Below are 19,612 nucleotides of genomic sequence, written 5' to 3' on the forward strand. Positions count from 1 at the left end.
GGGATCCGGACGCAGGCGCGGGCGCTGAGCACCTCGGCGACGGCCCAGAGGATGCTCACGCGGGGGTCGGGCTGCGTGCCCTGCCGGATGCGCTGGATCTGCACGTGCGGGGTGGGGCCGCGGACCTCGGACACGGCACGCGCCAGGTGGACGTTGTTGTCCAGGTCCTGGAGGGTGCCGTCCGGTCCGACCCACTTGACCGTGGTGAGCAGCCGGTTGAGGGCGGCGGCGATGTCGGGCGGAGCCTGCGGATCGTCCGGACCGGAGGCCGCCGGCGGCTCGACCGTCATCACGTCCTCCGGGGTCCGACCGCCGCGTACGGGTCGTCGTATGGCGCTGCGGCGCGGACCGTTTCGTCCTGGTGAACCTCTTTGCCAAGTTTTGACCAACCCTATACCGCCGCCACTCCCGCCCTTGGTGAACCCGCCGTTACGTTTTCACCCATGAAAAGTTCGCCGCTCCGTGAGATGGACGTCGTTCCCGCCCCGCTGCTCCCCACCCCGCCGGCAGCGGTCGCGCACGAGCTCCACGAGCTGCTCGGCCCGGACCTCGAGCGCCGGCTTCGCCACCTCATGGACGGCCGACCGGTGCACGCGCCGGGCTTCCTGCCGGGCGGCGCGCCGGTCACGGACGAGGAGCGCAGCCCGCGGGTGCGCTTCCTCGCCGGCCCGCTGCACGAGGACGAGCTGACCGGCACCTGGTACGGCCCGGTTCTCCCGGACGCGGCACCGTGGCGGGCGACCTACCTCGACCCGCAGCGCCTCGCGCACCTGGACTGCGCGGACTGCGCCGGCGCCTGGTCGGCCGCGGGCGCGGTCGACGACGGCTTCCTCGTCGAGGAGTTCGAGGTGATGCCGGGCATCGGCGCGATGATCGGCGTGCCGCCGGCCGTGCCCGCCACGGCGACCTTATCGGTGGACGGCGCCGTCCCCCTGAGCCCCGTCGTCCCCCCCGTCGCGTCCGGCCGGCACCTGCGGACGGCCTGAGCCGCCCCGACGTGTCCGTCGCCCCGCGACGCGAGGTCACCATGACGAACGACGAGAACATCGTGCGGCTCGTGGGCCGGGTCACCGCCTCGGCACCCCCGCCCGCTCCGGGCCCCGGTGCCGTCCACGCCATCCGGGTCACCGTCACCGCCACCGGGACCGACCACCGGCCCACCGTCGACTCCATCGACGTCGCCTGCCGCACCGACTCGACGATCCGGGCCGCCGCGCGGCTCGCGGTCGGCGACCGGGTGGTCGTCGAGGGATCGCTACGCCCCCGGCTGCGCCGGCACGGCGGCCCCGAGGGCAGCGGCTACGAGGTCGAGGCCGTCCGGGTCCGTCGCCCCGTCGTCCGCGCCGCCGGGGGCCGCGCCGGCCGGCGGCACCCGCCCGGAGGGGGGTGGGCCCGCCGGGTGGTCCCGGCGGGCCCACGCCCGAGCGTCGAGCGGAGGACGCGCGGTCAGCGCTCCTCGTCGCCGGCGATGAACGCCTCGAGGCGCGCACGGCCGAGGTCGTCCGGCCGCTGCTCCGGCGGGGACTTCATGAGGTAGGACGACGCGGACAGCAGGGCGCCGCCGATGCCGCGGTCCTTCGCGATCTTCGCCGCGCGGATGGCGTCGATGATGATGCCGGCCGAGTTGGGGGAGTCCCAGACCTCGAGCTTGTACTCGAGGTTCAGCGGCACGTCGCCGAAGGCGCGACCCTCGAGCCGGACGTAGGCCCACTTGCGGTCGTCGAGCCAGGCGACGTAGTCGGACGGGCCGATGTGGACGTTGCGGTCCTCGGTCTTGCCGGCGAGCTCGCCGGTGAGGTTCGAGGTCACGGCCTGGGTCTTGCTGATCTTCTTGGACTCCAGGCGCTCGCGCTCGAGCATGTTCTTGAAGTCCATGTTGCCGCCGACGTTCAGCTGGTAGGTGCGGTCCAGCTTGACGCCGCGGTCCTCGAACAGCTTGGCCATGACGCGGTGGGTGATGGTGGCGCCGACCTGGCTCTTGATGTCGTCGCCGATGACGGGGACGCCGGCGGCCTCGAACTTCGCCGACCACTCGGGGTCGGAGGCGATGAAGACCGGCAGGGCGTTGACGAAGGCGACGCCCGCGTCGATGGCGCACTGGGCGTAGAACTTGTCCGCCTGCTCGGAGCCGACCGGCAGGTAGGAGACGAGCACGTCCACCTCGGCCTCGCGCAGGGCGGTGACGACGTCGACCGGCTCGGCGGGGGACTCGTCGATCGTCTGCGCGTAGTACTTGCCGATGCCGTCGAGGGTGTGGCCGCGCTGGACCGTGACCCCGGTCGTCGGGACGTCCGCGATGGTGATCGTGTTGTTCTCGCTGGAGAAGATCGCCTCGGCGAGGTCCTTGCCGACCTTCTTGTCGTCGACGTCGAACGCGGCGACGAACTCGACGTCGCGCACGTGGTACTCGCCGAAGACGACGTGCATGAGGCCGGGGACGGTGCCGGAGGCGTCGGCGTCCCGGTAGTAGTGGACGCCCTGCACGAGGGAGGACGCGCAGTTGCCGACGCCGACGACGGCGACGCGGATGGATCCCATGGGGTGCTCCTGGTGGGTCTGCGGGTGGACGGGACTTCGGTGGTGACCGCGGCGCCGGGGTGTCCGGCGGCCGCGGGCGTCTACGGCTGGGGGCCGGGGTCGGTGGGGTGACGGCGCTCGGCGTCGATGAGCTCGCCGAGCCAGCGGACCTCGCGCTCGGCGGTCTCCTCGCCGTGTCGCTGGAGGGCCGCGGTGTAGGCGTCCATGCGCTCGCGCTGGCGGACCGAGCGCTCGCGGACCCGCTCGAGGTTCTCCTCGAGCCGCGAGCGGCGGCCCTCGAGGATGCGCAGGCGCACGTCGTGCTCGGTGCGGGCGAAGAACGCGAAGCGGACGTCGAAGCCGTCGTCGTCGTACGCGGAGGCGTCCGCCCGGGCGACGAGGTCGGCGAAGTGCTCCTTGCCCGTGGCGGTCAGCTCGTAGACGACGCGCGGGCGCTTGCCGGTGCGGGCCGGGTCCGGTGCCTCGGCGATGAGCTCCCGCTCGCGCAGGCTCGTCAGCGCCGGGTAGAGCGTCCCGTAGGACAGGGCGCGGAACGGCCCGAGGGCGGTGTTGAGGCGGCGACGCAGGTCGTAGCCGTGGGTCGGCCCCTCGTGCAGCAGGCCGAGGACGGCGAACTCGAGGAGGTGGGCGCGGCGGGTGACCACGGGCTGATCCTCTCGTCGGGCCGGTCACGCCGGGGTCCGGCGTCGGATGTGACAAACTCGGTCTTTGTCCGGTCGACCGTAGCACGGATATATCGCGGCGATACATCGGGACGCGACATCGACGCGTGCTGACCCCCGATGACGGAGGTACCGCGCGGGGCCGGGGGGTCCGTGCCGGTCGACGAGCCCGCCTGGCGCGGGGCACCCGAGCCGTGCGTTGGGGTTTTCCCAGATCCGCCGGTCATACTGGCGACCGGACGCGCCGGCAGCACGTCCTCCCTGCGTACCGACCCCGAAGGCCCCATGAGCGACCGACAGCCCCGTACCCGAGCCGAGGCCAAGCGCACCGGCGCGTCCCGCCGCGACCCAGGATCCGACGGCCCCCGTGGCGGGGGCCGCTCCCGGGGTCGCACCTGGCTGGTCCGCGGCCTGTGGACCGCCGCCGTCGCCTTCGTCCTCGGGATCATCGGCGTCGGCGTGGCGTACACGATGACGACGATCCCCAAGCCGAACGAGATGGTCACGGCGCAGGCGAGCATCGTCTACTTCGCCGACGGCAAGTCGGAGATGGCGCGCCTGTCCGAGGACGGCGGCAACCGGGAGTCGGTCCCGCTGGCCGACGTCTCGGAGGACATGCAGCACGCGATCCTCGCCGCCGAGGACCGTGACTTCTACTCCAACAGCGGCATCAGCCCGACGGGCATCGCCCGGGCCGTCTTCGTCGCGGTCAAGGGCGGCAAGGCCACGCAGGGCGGGTCGACCATCACCCAGCAGTACGTGAAGAACTACTTCCTCACCCAGGACCGGACGCTGACCCGCAAGGCCAAGGAGATCCTCATCTCCCTGAAGATCGACCGGCAGCAGTCCAAGGACCAGATCCTCGAGAACTACCTCAACACGATCTACTACGGCCGCGGCGCGTACGGCGTCGAGACCGCCTCACGGGCGTACTTCGGGGAGTCGGCCAAGGACCTGACGCCGGGGCAGGCCGCTCTGCTGGCCTCCGTCATCCGCGGGCCGTCGCTGTACGACCCGCAGCTGGGCGAGGAGCAGACGCAGAACGCGCAGAGCCGGATGGGCTACATCCTCGACGGCATGGTCGAGCAGGGCTGGCTGACCGAGGACGAGCGGCAGCAGGTCGACTTCCAGAAGGTCGTCGACAGCCTGCGCAACTACAAGCCCAAGCAGCTGAGCGGGACCAACGGCTACGCCGTCGACCTCATCAAGAAGGAGCTCGTCGACAAGTACGAGCTCACCGAGTCCGACATCCAGCGCGGCGGACTGCGCATCGTCTCCACCGTCGAGCGCGACAAGCAGCGGGCCGCCGTCCAGGCCGTCGGCGACGAGCGCCCGGAGGGGCAGCCGAAGATCCACGAGGGCCTGGTGTCGATCAAACCCGGCGACGGCGCCGTCGTCGCCCTGTACGGCGGCCGCGACTTCTCCAAGCGGGAGCTCAACGACGCCGTCCAGGCGAAGATGCAGGCCGGCTCGACGTTCAAGATCTTCACGCTCATCGCGGCGCTGCAGTCCAAGGACGTCAGCACGGCCACGACCTTCAGCGGCGCCAGCCCGCAGTACTTCGAGGAGTTCGCCGACCCGAACGCCGACAACGACGCCTCCCGGCGCGGCCAGGTCGAGAACTTCGGCAACGAGCAGTTCGGGAACATCGACCTGCTGACCGCCACCGGCCACTCGGTGAACACCGTGTACGCCCAGCTGAACATCGAGGCCGGACCCGAGAACACGATGAAGGCCGCGCAGGACGCGGGCGTGCGCTCCAAGCTCGAGCCCAACGTCTCCGACGTCCTCGGCACCGACTACGTCACCGTCATGGACATGGCCAACGCCTACGCGACGATCGCCGCGCAGGGCGTGCGGGCCGATCCGTACCTCGTGAAGAAGGTCAGCTTCGCCGACGAGAGCGTCCCCGCCATCGAGGCCGAGAAGAAGACCGAGCGGGTCTTCGCGAAGGACCTCATGAGCGACGTCATCGACGCCATGCAGCAGCCGGTGAACGGCGGCACGGCCGCCTACGTCGGCGAGAACCTCGGCCGCCCGGCGGCCGGCAAGACGGGCACGTCGGAGAGCTTCCGCTCCGCGTGGTTCGACGGCTACGTCCCGCAGCTGGCCACCGCCGTCGGCATGTACCGCTCCCAGCCGAAGAGCGGCAAGGAGCTGGCGATGGAGGACCTGCCCGACATCGGCGACATCACCGGCGGGTCCTACCCGGCGCGGATCTGGACGGCCTACATGAAGCAGGCCCTCGAGGGCACCGAGGTCCAGCAGTTCCCGGAGCCCGCGCACATCAACCGGGACGCCACCCCGCCGCCGCCGCCGCAGAACACCGCGCCGCAGCCGCCGCCGGCGACGCAGCCGCAGCAGCCGACGAGCCAGGCCCCGACGACGAGCGCCCCGCCGACGACGAGCGCGCCGCCGCCGCCCACCACCCAGGCGCCGACGCCCACGCCGACCCCGACACCGACGCCGACACCGCCGCCCCCGTCGACGCCGCCGCCGCCGAGCTCGCCGTCGCCGAGCCCGTCGGCCTCGATCCTGCCGTCGCCACCCACCGACGGCGGTGGCTGACCAGGCCGGAGTCCCGCGGCTCCCGACCGGGCTGGACGGTCTGCTCGGCGGGCGCCGCGGCACCCGCGCTCCCCGGCGTCCCCGCGGGGTCGCCGCGCTCGCCCCGGTGGTCGCGCTCGCGGCCGTCCCCCTGCTCGTCGCCGTCTTCCGGCAGGTCTCCTGCGCTCGTGAGGGCTGGCAGGGCGAGGTGCCGATCTGGCGGCAGTGCGGTGCGCCCGTCATCGCCTCGCTCGTCGACGACGGCGCGGGCCGCGGTCTCGGGGGCTACCTGAGCGGGGAGGTCCCGCTCGACGTGCCGGTCCTGCGTGGTCTCGTGACGACGTTCCTGGCCTCGCTGTCCCCGGGCACCGGTCTGGCCGAGCAGCGCTGGTTCCTCGTCTGGTGGAGCCTCCTGGCCGCGGCCGGGGTCGCCGCCCTCGTGCTGCTCGTCGGCACGGCGCGGGGACTGCCGCGCGCGGACCCGGTGGCCGTCGCGCTCTCCCCGGTGCTGGCGCTGGCCGTCCTGCTCTCCGGGGACCTCGTCGCGGTGGTCCCGGCGACGGCCGCCGTCTGGGCCTGGACGCGGCGTCGTCCCGAGCTCGCGGGCGCGCTCGTGGCCGTCGCCCTGCTCGGGGGTCGTCCCGCCCTCGTCGTCCTCCTGGCCCTGGCCGTGCTGCCGCCCCCGGGCCTCCGGCACGCGACGCGGCGGCTGCTGCGGTCCGCCGCCATCACCCTGGTCCTCGTCGTCGGCCCGGTGGCCGCCCTGGACCTCGGCCTGCTGCTGCGCCCGGTGCAGGCGTGGTGGGGGAACGGGGCCGGACCCGGCTCGCTGCTGCTCGTGCCCGGTCTGGCCGCGCGCCCCCTGGACCCCGCGGCGACGGCCGTGGCCTCCCTCCTCGGGCTGCTGCTCGCGGCCGGGCTCGTCCTCGTGCTGGCCGCACGCCGGCCGACGCCGCCGGTGCCGGACGTCGTCCTGCTCGGGCTCGTCGTCGTCCTCCTCACCGGGGTCTCCTTCCCGGCCGGCGCGGCGCTGTGGCTGGTGCCGTTCGTCGCGCTCGCCGGGCTGCGGTGGCGCGACCACCTCCTGTGGGCCGGGGCCGAGGCCGTCCACCTCGTCGCCTACTACGGGTGGCTCGACGCGACGAACGACCCCGCGCACGGCCTGCCCCCCGGCTGGTACGCGACGGCCATGGCCCTGCGCATCCTCGCCGTGGGACGGCTCGGCTGGGTCATGTGGGCCCGGGCGAGCTGGGGCGTCCCCGACCCCCTCCCCGCGGAGTCCGGTGCCGAGGTGATCGCCTCCACGCCCACCTGGGCACCCGACCCCGGGCGGGCACGGGGCGAGGATTGGGTCCCGGGCCGCACCCCGGGTACGCTTGACCGGTTGCCCGTCCGGCGGCCTGTGGACAACTCCGGAGCCGCTGTGGGCGACGATGCATACCCTCCTGTCACGGAAGGACCGTGACCGCTCAGACCGAAGGAGGCGGGTTAACGCATGCGTCAGTACGAACTCATGGTCATCCTCGACCCCGAGCTCGACGACCGGACCGTCCAGCCCTCGCTGGAGAAGCTCCTCAAGGTCGTGACCACCGACGGTGGCACGGTCGACACCGTCGATGTCTGGGGCCGTCGCCGGCTCGCGTACGAGATCAAGAAGAAGTCCGAGGGCATCTACGCCGTCGTCGGCTTCACCTCCGAGCCGGCCACCGCCAAGGAGCTCGACCGCCAGCTCGGGCTCAACGAGACGGTTATGCGGACCAAGCTCATGCGCCCCGGCGCCTGAGCCTCGTCACCGGTCCACGACCAACCCCAGAAGGGACACCCGTCATGGCAGGCGACACCACCATCACCATCATCGGCAACCTCACCGCCGACCCCGAGCTCCGCTTCACCCCCTCGGGTGCGGCCGTCGCGAACTTCACCGTCGCGTCCACCCCGCGCCAGTTCGACCGTCAGTCGAACGAGTGGAAGGACGGCGAGACCCTCTTCATGCGTTGCTCCATCTGGCGCGACGCGGCCGAGAACGTCGCCGAGTCGCTCCACCGGGGCACCCGCGTCGTCGTCTCGGGCCGGCTGAAGAGCCGCTCGTACGAGACGAAGGAGGGCGAGAAGCGCACCGTCGTCGAGCTCGAGGTCGACGAGGTCGGCCCCTCGCTCCGGTACGCGTCCGCCAAGGTCACCAAGGCCGAGCGCGGCAGCGGTGGCGGCGGCTACGGCGGCGGCGGTGGCGGCTTCCAGCAGAACGACCCGTGGGCCACCGGCGGCTCCTCCCCCCAGCAGGGTGGCGGGCAGCAGGGCGGCGGCTGGGGCGGTGGCCAGCAGGCCCCGCAGCAGCAGCCGCAGGGTGGCCAGCAGGGCGGCGGCTGGGGCCAGGCTCCGAGCTACGACGAGCCGCCCTTCTGACCGGTCACCCCTCGCGGTGACCACGTAACGCACGACAGACACCATCCCCGGGAGACCGGGGCTCGTCCGCCGGGAGCACGTCCCGGCAGAAGGAGAGCACCACGATGGCCAAGCCCGCCATTCGCAAGCCGAAGAAGAAGGCCAACCCGCTCAAGGCGGCGAAGGTCGAGAACATCGACTACAAGGACGTCGCGCTGCTGCGCAAGTTCATCTCCGACCGCGGCAAGATCCGGGCGCGTCGCGTCACCGGCGTCTCGGTGCAGGAGCAGCGGCTCATCGCCAACGCGGTCAAGAACGCGCGCGAGATGGCCCTGCTGCCGTACTCGTCCTCGAGCCGCTGACCCACCCACGACGTTCGCCCACGCAGAGCGTGGGACCCGCGCTCGTGGGCTCGTGCCCGGCGCGGTTCCAGACGAAGGACTGAAACATGAAGGTCATCCTCACCCACGAGGTCTCGGGCCTCGGCACCGCCGGCGACGTCGTGGACGTCAAGGACGGCTACGCCCGCAACTTCCTGTTCAAGCGCGACCTGGCCACGGCGTGGACCAAGGGCGGGCAGAAGCAGGTCGACTCCATCAACAAGGCGCGCGAGACCCGTGCGGTCAAGTCGCTCGACGAGGCGAGGTCGATCAAGGGCAACCTCGAGGCCAAGCCCGTCACCGTCACCGCGCACGCCGGTGGCAGCGGTCGCCTCTTCGGCGCCGTCTCGACCGCCGACATCGCGGCGGCCGTGAAGGACGCCGGTGGCCCCGAGCTCGACCGCCGCCGGATCGAGGTCCCGACCCCGATCCGCTCGGTCGGCTCGCACACCGCGCTCGTCCGTCTGCACCCCGAGGTGCAGGCCACCGTCGAGCTCGACGTCGTCGCCGGCTGACGCCGTCCGCCCGACACCGAGGGCCCCGGACCGTCGACGGTCCGGGGCCCTCGTCGTGCGTCCGCCGACTCAGCCGCGCGAGGGATAGACCCCCTGGACGGCGATGCACCAGCTGAGGACGAGGGACGGCGGCACGGTCTGCGCGGGGGTCGAGGCGCCCGCGGTCCCGATGGTCCCGGCGTTCAGCACGAGGTCCGGGGCCGTGTCCTGGGTGAGGTACGTCGACCCGTCGGTGTACGCGAGGTAGGCACCGCTGGCGCTCTTCGTCTCCGCCGCGTTGCTCGTCGCGTTCACCGTGTGGCTGTGCCTCGGCAGGTTCGACTCGTCGAGGGTCACGGTCTCCGACCCCACCGCCTGCCCCTGACGGCGGGGGGTGAGGCCGGGCGCGTCGCCCGCCCCCATGGGGATGCGCCCCCGCAGGTCGGGGAGGGCGAAGGTGGTGCGCCCGTCCCCGCCGTAGGTCGTCCCGAGCAGGGAGAACAAGGCGGTGTTCTGCGGGATGGACATCATCTGGCCCTGGCACAGCGCCCAGCCCACGGGCGCGAAACCGAAACCGAAAAGGCGAATCTCGCCGAGAATGGGATCCACGGGGAACTCCTGACGTCGTTCGGTGCCCCTGCACGCGGCGACGGCGGCCGCTCGGTGGCGAAACCTCCCACAGCCGTGGAATCGCGGTCAATGGTCGAGAAGCAATTGCGGCCGAAAAGACCGAAAAGGTGGTATCAAACGCGCGTCTCTGCCATCTTTCTCGCTGACGGCTGCGCCGCGACCGTCGACCCTGCCGACCACCATCCGGGGCCGTCTCGGCCCTGGACGAGGAGCGTGCCGCCGATGCGATCGTCGACCCCCCGTGTCCGGTCCACGCCGGTCGCCCTGCTCGCGGCGGCCTCCCTCGCCTTCGGCTGGCTGGTGGCCCTCGGCACCCCGGCGATGGCCGACGGGCCGACGACCTTCTCGAACACCACGACCATCGCGGTGCCGGCCACCGGGTCCGCCAACCAGCGGGGTCCCGCGAGCCCCTACCCTTCGACCATCGACGTCAGCGGGATGGCCGGCGCGGTCACCGACGTCACGCTCACCCTCCCGTCGGTGACCCACGGCGGGCTGGCCGACGTCGACATGCTCCTCGTGGCCCCCACCGGCCAGAACCTCGTCGTCCTCTCGGACGTCGGGTCCAACGGGCTGCGCATCGCGGCCGCCGACTCGCTGACGTTCTCGGACGCCGGGGTTGCCTTCCCGGCCGGGGTCAACATCGTCAGCGGTACCTATCTGCCGACCAACGACGGCGCCGGGTCCACGGACAGCTGGCCGGCTCCCGCCCCCACCGCCTCGAGCGCCTCGACCTTCGCGGCCGCGTTCACCGGGATCGCGCCGAACGGCACGTGGAGCCTCTACGTCGTCGACGACTCGTCGGGGGACGTCGGGCAGCTCACCGGCGGCTGGAGCCTCGCCGTGACGACCGAGAGCGCGGCGGCGACCACCGTGACCACGGTCGCCTCGTCCGACCCCGAGTCGGCGACCGGGCAGTCGGTGACCTTCACCGCCTCCGTCAGCTCCGACGGCGCGCCGGTCACGACCGGCAGCGTCCAGTTCGCCGTCGACGGCGTGAACCTCGGGGGGCCGGTGTCCCTGACGGGCGGCGGGACGGCGTCCCTGGCAACCGCCGGTCTGGCGGAGGGCACGCACGAGATCCGCGCGACGTACAGCGGGGCCACCGGGTTCCTCGGGAGCACCGGGACGACGACCCAGCGCGTCGACACGACGACGACGGTCACGGACACGACGTTCTGCAACCCCGGCGGCCTCACGATCCCGAACGCCGGCGCGGCCAGGCCGTTCCCCTCGAGGGTCCTGGTGTCCGGCCTCTCCGGGACGGTCACGAAGGTCACGGCGCGCCTCCAGGGCCTGACCCACACCTCGACCGGCGACCTCGACGTGCTGCTCGCCGCGCCCACCACGAGCAGGAACGTCATGCTGCTCAGTGACGTCGGGGTCAACTCCGTCAGCAGCGTCAACCTGACCTTCGACGACGCCGCCGCCGGCCCGGTGCCCTCACCGGTCGTCACCGGCACGTACCGGCCGACCGACCTGGGCCTGGCGGCCGACGCGATGCCCGCTCCCGCCCCGGTCAAGAGCGGCGCCACGACCCTCGCGACCTTCGACGGGATCGACCCCAACGGGTACTGGACGCTGTGGGTCGACGACGACGCGGCCGGTGACTCCGGCTCCGTCGGCAGCTGGTGCATCACGGTCACCGCGCAGGCGGCGACGAGCACGGCCCTCACCTCGTCGGTGAACCCCTCGGACGTCGGGGAGTCGGTGACCTTCACCGCCACCGTCACCTCCGGCGGCTCCCCGGTGACGACCGGCGCCGTCGAGCTCACCGACGGCGCGACCGTCCTGGGCTCCTCCCCGGTGGACGCGAGCGGCGTCGCCACGCTCACGACGTCGGCGCTGGCCGCGGGCTCGCACCCGGTCACGGCGAGGTACCTCGGCACGGCCGACCTCGCCACGTCCTCCGACTCGCTGACCCAGGTGGTCGAGAAGATCGCGACGACGACCACCGTCTCGACCAGCCCGACGCCACCGTCGGCACCCGGCACGCCGATCGTCCTCACCGCCGACGTCACCGCCGCCACGGGCACCGTCGACGCCGGCACCGTCGAGTTCCTCATCGGCGGGGCGTCCGTCGGTACCGCCGCGGTCTCGGGCGGCACCGCGACCCTGGACATCGGCACCCGGCCGGTCGGCTCCTACACCGTCACCGCGGAGTACTCCGGCACCGCGACGCTCGCGGCGTCGACGAGCGGTGAGGTCGTCCACGTCGTCGGCCTCGTCGCCGACGCCGGCGGGCCGTACACCGTCGCCGAGGGCGGCTCGCTGACCCTCGACGGCACGGGGTCGACGAGCGGCCAGACCTACTCCTGGGACGTGAACGGCGACGGGGTGTTCGGTGACGCCACCGGCGCGTCGCCGACGCTGACCTGGGCCGAGCTCGAGGCGCTCGGCATCGACGACGGACCGGCCACCCACGACGTCACCGTCCGGGTCTCCGGGGGCGGCGGCTTCCTCGACTCCCTGAGGACCACCCTGACGGTGACGAACGTGGCCCCCACCGCCACGGTCGGCGGCGACACCAGCGGCACGGTCGGTGAGGTCGTGACCCTCACCCTCGGCGCCACCGACGCGTCGGCGCCGGACGAGGCCGCGGGCTTCGACCACACGGTCGACTGGGGCGACGGTTCCGCACCGGGGACGGTGTCGGGCGCCGGGACCGTGACGGCGACGCACACCTACGCCGCGGCGGGCACGTACACCGTCACCGTGACGGCGACCGACCGGGACGGAGGCGAGTCCGCGCCGGTGACCGTCGACCTCGTCGTCGCGGCCGCGGCCACCCCGACGCCGACGGTGACGTCGACGCCGACCGAGACCGCGACGTCGACCCCCACGCCGACGGAGACGGCGACGTCGACCCCGACGGAGACGGCGACGTCGACGCCGACGCCGACGGAGACCGCGACGTCGACCCCGACGCCGACCGAGACCGCGACGTCGACCCCCACGCCGACGGAGACCGCGACGTCGAGCCCGACCTCCAGCGAGTCCCCGACCGGGTCCGCGAGCCCGACCGCGACGACCGCCCCCACCTCCCGGTCCGCGTCGCCGACCGCCACGACCGCCCCGACGTCGACGTCCGGCGGCGGAGGCGGCGGGGGCGGTGGTCTGGCGCAGACCGGTGCCGCGATCGGCGCCGCGGCGGTGTTCGGCGCCGGGGTCCTCGGCCTCGGTGTGCTGCTGATCGTGGGGTCGCACCAGCGCTCGCGGCGGCGGACGCACTGACCTCCGGGACCTCCGGCACCGGTCTCGCGGTGCCGGAGGGGCGCGGCCGTGTCGCGTGACATCGTTATCACGATGTGCTTCCTGAGGCTCCCCACAGGTTGACACCGGGACCCGCAGGTCCCAGGCTGGCGCCCTGGCCCGCCGCTCGCCGTGCTCCGGGCCGAACGGGTGTGGGGGAGACAGGCCCCCGCACCCGCCGTGCACCTGCGTACGTCAGGAGAGACACCGTGTCCGTCACCGACCGCGACCGCGTCCAGGGCGACGCGGACCGTCCGCCAGAGCCCAGGCGCAGCGAGCGCCGGGTCACCGCTCCCCGGGTCTTCTGGCCCGCCCTCGCCGTCATCGGCGGCTTCGTCGTCCTCGCGCTGCTCGCCCCCGAGTGGACCGGCGACGCCTTCGGCGCGCTGAGCAGCGGCGTCGTCGACAAGCTCGGCTGGTACTACATCCTCATCGTCTCCGGCTTCGTCGCCTTCTCGCTGTGGGCCGCGATCGGGCCGACGGGCCGGGTCGTGCTGGGCAAGGACGGCGAGAAGCCGGAGTTCGGGCTCATGGCCTGGTTCGCGATGCTCTTCGCGGCCGGCATGGGCATCGGCCTGGTCTTCTGGGGCGTCGCCGAGCCGCTCAGCCACTTCAACAGCCCGCCGCCGGGCACGGGCGACACCCCGGGCGAGATGGCCCGGGCCGCCACCGACGTCACCTACCTGCACTGGGGTCTGCACGCGTGGGGCATCTACGTCGTCGTCGGCCTCGCCGTCGCCTACGCCGTGCACCGCAAGGGCCGTCCGGTGTCGATCCGGTGGGCGCTCGAGCCCCTGCTCGGCGACCGGGTCAAGGGCGCCCTCGGCGACGTCATCGACGTCATCGCGGTCGTCGGGACGCTCTTCGGCGTCGCCACCTCGCTCGGCTTCGGGGTCTCGCAGGTCGGCTCCGGGCTGCAGTTCCTCGGCGCCGTCGACTCGGTCGGCAACGTCCTGCTCGTCGTCCTCGTCCTCGGCATCACCGCGCTCGCGACGCTGTCCGTGGCCACCGGGCTGGAGAAGGGCATCAAGATCCTCTCCAACCTCAACATGGCCATCGCCGCGGCGCTCATGCTCTTCGTCCTCATCGCCGGCCCGACCGTCTTCCTCCTCGGCGACTTCGTCTCCTCCGTGGGCAGCTACGTCGGTAACTTCTTCCGCCTCTCCTTCCAGACCCTCTCCTTCGAGGGCGAGGACGGCACCGCGTGGGTGTCCGGCTGGACGACGTTCTACTGGGGCTGGTGGATGAGCTGGGCGCCCTTCGTCGGCGTCTTCATCGCCCGCATCTCCAAGGGCCGCACGGTGCGCGAGTTCGTCGCCGGCGTGCTCCTCGTGCCGACCCTCGTCACCTTCCTGTGGTTCGCCATCTTCGGCGGCGCGGGCATCTACCGCGAGATCTTCGGCGGCGGTGGCCTCATCGGCGAGGAGGGGGTCGACACCACGAGCGCGCTGTTCCAGCTGCTCGACGGTTTCCCGCTCGCCGGCCTCACCAGCGTCGTCGCCATCGTGCTCGTCGTCGTCTTCTTCGTCACCAGCTCCGACTCCGGGTCCTACGTCGTCGACATGCTCTCCAGCGGCGGCGACCCGAACCCGCCGGTGTGGAGCCGGGTCATGTGGGCGCTGCTCGAGGGTGCCGTGGCCATCGCCCTGCTCCTCGCGGGCGGCGGCGGGCTCAGTGCGCTGCAGACCGCGGCCATCCTCCTCGCGCTGCCCTTCAGCCTCGTGATGATCGGGATGGTCCTCGCACTCACCCGGGCGCTGCTGCGCGAGCACGGCCGGATGGAACGCGCCGAGCGCACGCTGCTCGCGGACGAGATCGCCGGGCAGATCGCCCGCCGGAGCGACCTGCGCGAGCAGGTCGTGAGCGGCGAGCCCGCGGCCTCCAACGGGCAGCCGCGCGCCGGGTCCGAGCCGGGCGAGGCCCGGGAGACCCCGGTCCGCTCCTAGCACCCCCAGGCCCGTCCGGGCCCCGTCACCGACCCCGGTGGCGGGGCCCGGTGCGTGTCCGGGCGGCGGGGCGAGGTGGCGGTGTCGGAGGAGGCACCTAGCCTTCTCGCCATGGCCACCTCGACCCGACGCACCGCCCGCGGACAGGCGGCCTTCCGCTGCGCCGAGTGCGGCTGGCAGACCGCGAAGTGGGTCGGGCGCTGCGGCGAGTGCCAGGCCTGGGGCACGGTCGCCGAGGCCGGTGCGGTCACGGCCCGCACGACCGCGGCGGCGTCGGTCGAGCGGCCGGCGGTGCCCATCGGCGAGGTCGACGTCAGCCGTGCGGTCGCCCGCCCCACGGGGGTCCCCGAGTTCGACCGGGTCCTCGGGGGCGGCCTGGTCCCCGGTGCGGTCGTGCTCGTCGCGGGCGAGCCCGGCATCGGCAAGTCCACCCTGCTCCTCGACGTCGCCGGCCGGGCCGCCCGGTCCGGCGAGCAGGGCGAACGGCGGGTGTTGTACGTCAGCGGTGAGGAGTCGGCGGCGCAGGTCCGCTCGCGCGCGGAGCGGATCGAGGCGATGGCCCGCACCCTGTACCTCGCCAGCGAGACCGATCTGGCCACCCTCCTCGGGCAGGTCGAGCAGGTGCGCCCGGAGCTGCTCGTCGTCGACTCCGTGCAGACCGTGAGCAGCGGCGAGGTCGAGGGGTCCGCCGGCAACGTCGCCCAGGTCCGGGAGGTGGCGGCCTCGCTCATCGCCGTCGCCAAGGCCCGCGGCATCGCCGTCCTGCTCGTCGGGCACGTCACCAAGGACGGGTCCATCGCCGGCCCCCGGGTCCTCGAGCACCTCGTCGACGTCGTCGTCCAGTTCGAGGGCGACCGGCACAGCCGGCTGCGGCTCGTCCGGGCCGTGAAGAACCGCTTCGGCCCCACCGACGAGGTCGGCTGCTTCGACCTCTCCGACGTCGGCATCGTCGGCCTCGCCGACCCCAGCGGGCTCTTCCTCTCCGGCCGCACGGCCGCGGTGCCCGGCACCTGCGTCACCGTCACCCTCGAGGGCCGCCGACCCCTGGTCACCGAGGTGCAGGCGCTCGTCACGAAGTCCACCCTCGCTACCCCCCGCCGGGCCACGAGCGGCCTGGACGCCGCCCGGGTCAACATGGTGCTCGCCGTGCTCGACAAGCGGGCCGAGGCGCCGATCGGTGGCAGTGACGCCTACCTCTCCACCGTCGGCGGGGTGCGCCTCACCGAGCCGGCGGCCGACCTCGCCGTCACCCTCGCGCTCGCCGGCGCCATCACCGACCGCCCGCTCCCGCCCGGGACCGTCGCCTTCGGCGAGGTGGGGCTGGCCGGCGAGGTCCGCCCGTGCACCGGCGCCCACCGCCGCCTCGCCGAGGCCGCCCGGCTCGGGTTCACCCGCGCCGTCGTCCCGCCCGGCGTGCTGGGGGCCGGACCGGTGCCGCCAGGGATCGAGGTCGTCGAGGTCGGCACCGTGGCGGAGGCAGTGCCGCGCGGGCTGCACTCGGCGCCCGCTCGCGCCTGAGGGCACCCGGGCCGCCGGCGTCGGCGGACCGGGACGGGGTGGTCCCCGCGCGGCGTCCGGCCGCCCGGCCCGGGGCGCCGGAATCGAGACCGCGCCGTGACCTGCCGCCCGTTAGGATTCGGGCGGACCGGCGCGGCATCCCCACCGCGGTGGTGGGGACCGGGACGGGTGAAGGGAACGAGGAGCTGGACGTGGCCCAGAGCGACGAGGACCTTCTGCGCGCCACCCTCGCGGCGGTCGCCCCGGGGACCGAGCTGCGGGACGGCCTCGAGCGCATCCTGCGCGGACGCACCGGTGCCCTCATCGTCATCGGCCACGACCGGCTCGTCGAGCAGATCGCCACCGGCGGCTTCCCGCTCGACGTCGAGTTCTCGGCCACCCGGCTGCGCGAGCTCGCGAAGATGGACGGCGCCGTCGTCGTCGACCGGGACGTCGCGCGCATCCTGCGGGCCGCGACCCAGCTGCTGCCCGACGCCCTCATCGAGACCAGCGAGTCCGGCACCCGCCACCGCACCGCCGAGCGGGTCGCCAAGCAGACCGGCTACCCCGTGGTGTCGGTGAGCCAGTCGATGCGCATCATCCAGCTGTACGTCGCCGGCCGCCGGGTCGTGCTCGAGGACTCCAGCGCCATCCTCTCCCGCGCCAACCAGGCCCTGCAGACCCTCGAGCGGTACAAGTCGCGCCTCGACGAGGTCACCGGCACCCTGTCCGCGCTGGAGATCGAGGACCTCGTCACCGTCCGCGACGTCGCCAACGTGCTCCAGCGGCTCGAGATGGTGCGCCGCATCAAGGACGAGATCGGCGAGTACGTCGTCCAGCTCGGCACCGACGGCCGGCTGCTCAGCCTCCAGCTCGAGGAGCTCACCGGCGGGCTGTCCGACGACCTGGGGCTCGTCATCCGCGACTACCTGCCGGAGACCAAGGCCGGCTACAGCCACGCCGAGGCCGTCGCCAACCTCACGGCCATCGACAGCACCGAGCTGCTCGACCCCGCGGCCGGCGCGCGTGCCATGGGCTTCACCATCGTCGGCGACTCCCTCGACAGCTCGGTGAGCCCGCTCGGGCACCGGCTGCTCTCGAAGGTGCCGCGGCTGCCCGGTGCCATCGTCGACCGGCTCGTCACGCACTTCGGCTCGCTGCAGAAGCTGCTCGCCGCCAACGTCGACGACCTCATGGACGTCGGCGGGGTCGGGGAGGGCCGGGCCCGGCTCGTGCGCGAGGGGCTCTCCCGCCTCGCCGAGACGAGCATCCTGGAGCGCTACGTCTGACGTGACGCCCCCGTCCCGTCCCCACCCCCCGTCCCGTCCTCGACTAGGCGGCGGCAGCGCGCCGGCGGACGTCGAGGCGATGCGGCGCCGCGTCCTGGACTGGTACGCCGTGCACGCGCGTCCGCTGCCGTGGCGGGACCCCGAAACCACGGCCTGGGGCGTCTTCGTCTCCGAGGTGATGTCGCAGCAGACCCCGGTGGGCCGCGTCGAGCCCGTGTGGCGCGAGTGGCTGGCGCGCTGGCCCACCGCCGGTGACCTGGCCGCCGAGTCGCCGGGCGAGGTGGTGCGCGCCTGGGGCCGGCTCGGCTACCCGCGGCGCGCGCTGCGACTGCGCGAGGCGGCGGTGGCGATGGTCGAGCACCACGACGGCGAGGTGCCGCAGGACGAGGACGCCCTGCGCTCCCTGCCCGGCGTCGGCGCGTACACCGCGGCCGCGGTCGCCGCCTTCGCGCACGGCCGGCGCACCGTCGTCGTCGACACCAACGTCCGGCGCGTCCTGGCCCGCACCCTGCAGGGCCGGGCGCAGGCGGCACCCGCCCTCACGGCGGCCGAGAGCCGGCTGGCCGCCGAGGTCGTGCCGCAGGACCCGGAGACGTCGGCGGTGTGGAACGTCGCCGTCATGGAGCTGGGGGCGCTGGTCTGCCGCGCCCGCTCGCCCGAGTGCGAGGCCTGCCCGGTGCGCGACCTCTGCGCCTGGGTGGCGGCCGGACGGCCGGCCGACGACGGCCCACCGCGACGCGGGCAGGCCTGGCACGGCACCGACCGACAGGTGCGCGGCGCGATCGTCCAGACGCTGCGCGAGTCCCCCGACGCCATCGCGCGCGCCGGGCTGGAGCACGCCGTCTGTACCCGGCTGCGGCTCGACCCCGCCCGGCACGCGGCGCAGGTCGACCGCTGCGTCGGCTCGCTCGTGGAGGACGGCCTGGTCGAGCCGGTCGACGGGGACCGGCTGCGCCTGCCCGCCTGAGCGAGCGGGCCGGCGGCCCGCGGCGCCCTCGGGTGCGGATGGCCCGGAGGCCGGCGCGCGCCGACCCCGGCCGGGGACCTACAGTGTCGCGGTGCGCTCCGACCGTCATCCCGCCCGCGGCCGCCATGCCGCCCCGGCGCGACGTGGCGAGCGGGCGCGAGTGCAGGAGGAGCAGCGGGCCGCACGGAGTCGCGCCGGGGGCCGCCGACGCCGGGCGCCGTCCCTCCGGTTCACGGCCCCGACCGCGTCGTCCGCCGCGAGGGACTCCGCACCGGCGACCGGGCGCCGGGCCCGGCGTGCGGCCGCCCGTCCGCCCGGTCCGGCCTGGCTCACCGCACTGCGCCGCGGGCTGCTGCGGCACCGCGCCGCGCCCGCGGGCATCGCCGTGGCGCTCGTGCTGGGCAGCGCCGTCTGGGGCTGGAGCAGCCGGGAGGCGCCGCCGACGCCGTCGGTGGCCTCCGCGCCCGTGACGAGCGGCTCGACCCCGCCCGACCCCGGCGGCGTCGCGGCTGCCCCCTCGCCCCTGCCGTCGGCGTCCGGAGCCGAACCGGAGACCGACCCCCGGCTCGTGCAGGACCTCGTCGTCCTCGACGCCCAGAACGTCGTCCTCGCGGACACCCTCGAGGGGAGTGACCCCGAGGTCGCCGCCCTGGCCCGTCGGGTCCGCGACGAGCGCGACCCCGACCTGGAGCGGATGGTGTCCTGGCTGCAGGAGCACGGTGCCCCCGTCCCGCCGGAGGCGACGGCCCCGCGGGACACCCGGATCCGGGAGCGTTCCCGCGTCCCCGGCGGGCTCTCGCAGGTGCAGCTCGGGCACCTGCGGACGGCGAACGGCACCGACGCCGACCGGCTGTTCCTCGCCCTGCTGATGCGCCAGGACGAGGGCACCCTCGACCTCGTCGCCGACCACCTCGGCCCGGACACCGGTGACGACGGCCTGCGTGCGCTCGCGGGGTCGGTCACCGCCACCCGGACCGAGCGTATCGCCGAGATCACGGCCATGCTCGAGCGGCTGACCTGAGGCCGGC

The 19,612-nt window shown here is 73.8% G+C and carries 18 protein-coding genes; 14 read left to right on the plus strand and 4 right to left on the minus strand.

Annotated features, from left to right (window positions below; all coding sequences use genetic code 11):
* Nucleotides 1-290 (minus strand): hypothetical protein (locus tag EPD83_RS03510; RefSeq protein WP_205859394.1); only part of this gene is annotated, 290 nt, incomplete at its 3' end.
* Nucleotides 291-467: 177 nt separating this feature from the next.
* Here EPD83_RS03510 and EPD83_RS03515 point away from each other — a divergent pair.
* Together EPD83_RS03515 and EPD83_RS03520 are read left to right on the plus strand one after the other, a co-directional pair.
* Nucleotides 468-986, plus strand: coding sequence for a hypothetical protein (locus tag EPD83_RS03515; RefSeq protein ID WP_128368637.1), 519 nt, complete (start codon nt 468-470; stop codon nt 984-986).
* A gap of 41 nt (nt 987-1,027) precedes the next feature.
* Complete coding sequence (locus EPD83_RS03520; protein ID WP_165566208.1) at nt 1,028-1,537, plus strand: hypothetical protein; 510 nt, start codon at nt 1,028-1,030, stop codon at nt 1,535-1,537.
* Here the strand turns inward: EPD83_RS03520 and EPD83_RS03525 are convergent.
* Both EPD83_RS03525 and EPD83_RS03530 read right to left on the minus strand, forming a co-directional pair.
* Nucleotides 1,447-2,538, minus strand: a complete 1,092-nt coding sequence (locus EPD83_RS03525) for an inositol-3-phosphate synthase (RefSeq protein ID WP_128368472.1) — start codon at nt 2,536-2,538, stop codon at nt 1,447-1,449. The two genes, EPD83_RS03520 and EPD83_RS03525, sit on opposite strands and share 91 nt — an antisense overlap.
* An 80-nt stretch (nt 2,539-2,618) precedes the next feature.
* Entirely contained in the window at nt 2,619-3,182 is a 564-nt protein-coding gene (locus EPD83_RS03530; protein ID WP_128368473.1) for a PadR family transcriptional regulator, read from the minus strand.
* A 303-nt stretch (nt 3,183-3,485) separates the two neighbouring features.
* Between EPD83_RS03530 and EPD83_RS03535 the strand changes: the two genes are divergently transcribed.
* The 6 genes from EPD83_RS03535 to rplI all read left to right on the plus strand — a co-directional run bounded on the left by EPD83_RS03535 (nt 3,486) and on the right by rplI (nt 9,024).
* Entirely contained in the window at nt 3,486-5,768 is a 2,283-nt protein-coding gene (locus EPD83_RS03535) for a transglycosylase domain-containing protein (RefSeq protein ID WP_128368047.1), read from the plus strand.
* Nucleotides 5,761-7,212, plus strand: coding sequence for a hypothetical protein (locus EPD83_RS03540; protein WP_165566209.1), 1,452 nt, complete (start codon nt 5,761-5,763; stop codon nt 7,210-7,212). Before EPD83_RS03535 ends, EPD83_RS03540 begins: the two co-directional genes overlap by 8 nt.
* Nucleotides 7,213-7,242: 30 nt before the next feature.
* Nucleotides 7,243-7,530 (plus strand): 30S ribosomal protein S6, encoded by a 288-nt coding sequence (gene rpsF / locus EPD83_RS03545; RefSeq protein WP_128368101.1) that lies wholly within the window; start codon nt 7,243-7,245, stop codon nt 7,528-7,530.
* A gap of 44 nt (nt 7,531-7,574) precedes the next feature.
* Nucleotides 7,575-8,150, plus strand: a complete 576-nt coding sequence (locus EPD83_RS03550; RefSeq protein WP_128368100.1) for a single-stranded DNA-binding protein — start codon at nt 7,575-7,577, stop codon at nt 8,148-8,150.
* A 104-nt stretch (nt 8,151-8,254) separates the two neighbouring features.
* A complete protein-coding gene (gene rpsR, locus EPD83_RS03555) occupies nt 8,255-8,491 on the plus strand; it encodes a 30S ribosomal protein S18 (protein ID WP_030526145.1) in 237 nt (78 codons plus the stop codon).
* A gap of 86 nt (nt 8,492-8,577) precedes the next feature.
* Complete coding sequence (gene rplI, locus EPD83_RS03560; RefSeq protein ID WP_128367759.1) at nt 8,578-9,024, plus strand: 50S ribosomal protein L9; 447 nt, start codon at nt 8,578-8,580, stop codon at nt 9,022-9,024.
* A 69-nt stretch (nt 9,025-9,093) separates the two neighbouring features.
* Here the strand turns inward: rplI and EPD83_RS03565 are convergent, their stop codons facing one another.
* Nucleotides 9,094-9,612 (minus strand): phage tail protein, encoded by a 519-nt coding sequence (locus EPD83_RS03565; protein ID WP_128367760.1) that lies wholly within the window; start codon nt 9,610-9,612, stop codon nt 9,094-9,096.
* A 243-nt stretch (nt 9,613-9,855) separates the two neighbouring features.
* Here EPD83_RS03565 and EPD83_RS03570 point away from each other — a divergent pair, with 243 nt between their 5' ends.
* From EPD83_RS03570 to EPD83_RS03595, 6 genes are all read left to right on the plus strand, one after another.
* Complete coding sequence (locus EPD83_RS03570; RefSeq protein WP_165566210.1) at nt 9,856-12,867, plus strand: beta strand repeat-containing protein; 3,012 nt, start codon at nt 9,856-9,858, stop codon at nt 12,865-12,867.
* 227 nt (nt 12,868-13,094) lie between these two features.
* Complete coding sequence (locus EPD83_RS03575) at nt 13,095-14,831, plus strand: BCCT family transporter (RefSeq protein WP_165566211.1); 1,737 nt, start codon at nt 13,095-13,097, stop codon at nt 14,829-14,831.
* Nucleotides 14,832-14,942: 111 nt separating this feature from the next.
* Nucleotides 14,943-16,349: a DNA repair protein RadA gene (radA, locus tag EPD83_RS03580; protein WP_165566212.1), complete on the plus strand. Its 1,407-nt coding sequence runs from the start codon at nt 14,943-14,945 to the stop codon at nt 16,347-16,349.
* Between the two features lie 191 nt (nt 16,350-16,540).
* The gene (gene disA, locus EPD83_RS03585; RefSeq protein ID WP_205859395.1) at nt 16,541-17,617 is read left to right on the plus strand and encodes a DNA integrity scanning diadenylate cyclase DisA; all 1,077 of its coding nucleotides are present in this window, start codon (nt 16,541-16,543) and stop codon (nt 17,615-17,617) included.
* A 79-nt stretch (nt 17,618-17,696) separates the two neighbouring features.
* A complete protein-coding gene (locus EPD83_RS03590; RefSeq protein WP_128366509.1) occupies nt 17,697-18,584 on the plus strand; it encodes an HhH-GPD family protein in 888 nt (295 codons plus the stop codon).
* Nucleotides 18,585-18,675: 91 nt separating this feature from the next.
* Nucleotides 18,676-19,605 (plus strand): DUF305 domain-containing protein, encoded by a 930-nt coding sequence (locus tag EPD83_RS03595; RefSeq protein ID WP_128366508.1) that lies wholly within the window; start codon nt 18,676-18,678, stop codon nt 19,603-19,605.
* Nucleotides 19,606-19,612 lie beyond the last annotated feature (7 nt).

The sequence above is a fragment of the Phycicoccus flavus genome (assembly GCF_004025965.2).
Classification (GTDB): Bacteria; Actinomycetota; Actinomycetes; order Actinomycetales; family Dermatophilaceae; genus Phycicoccus; species Phycicoccus flavus.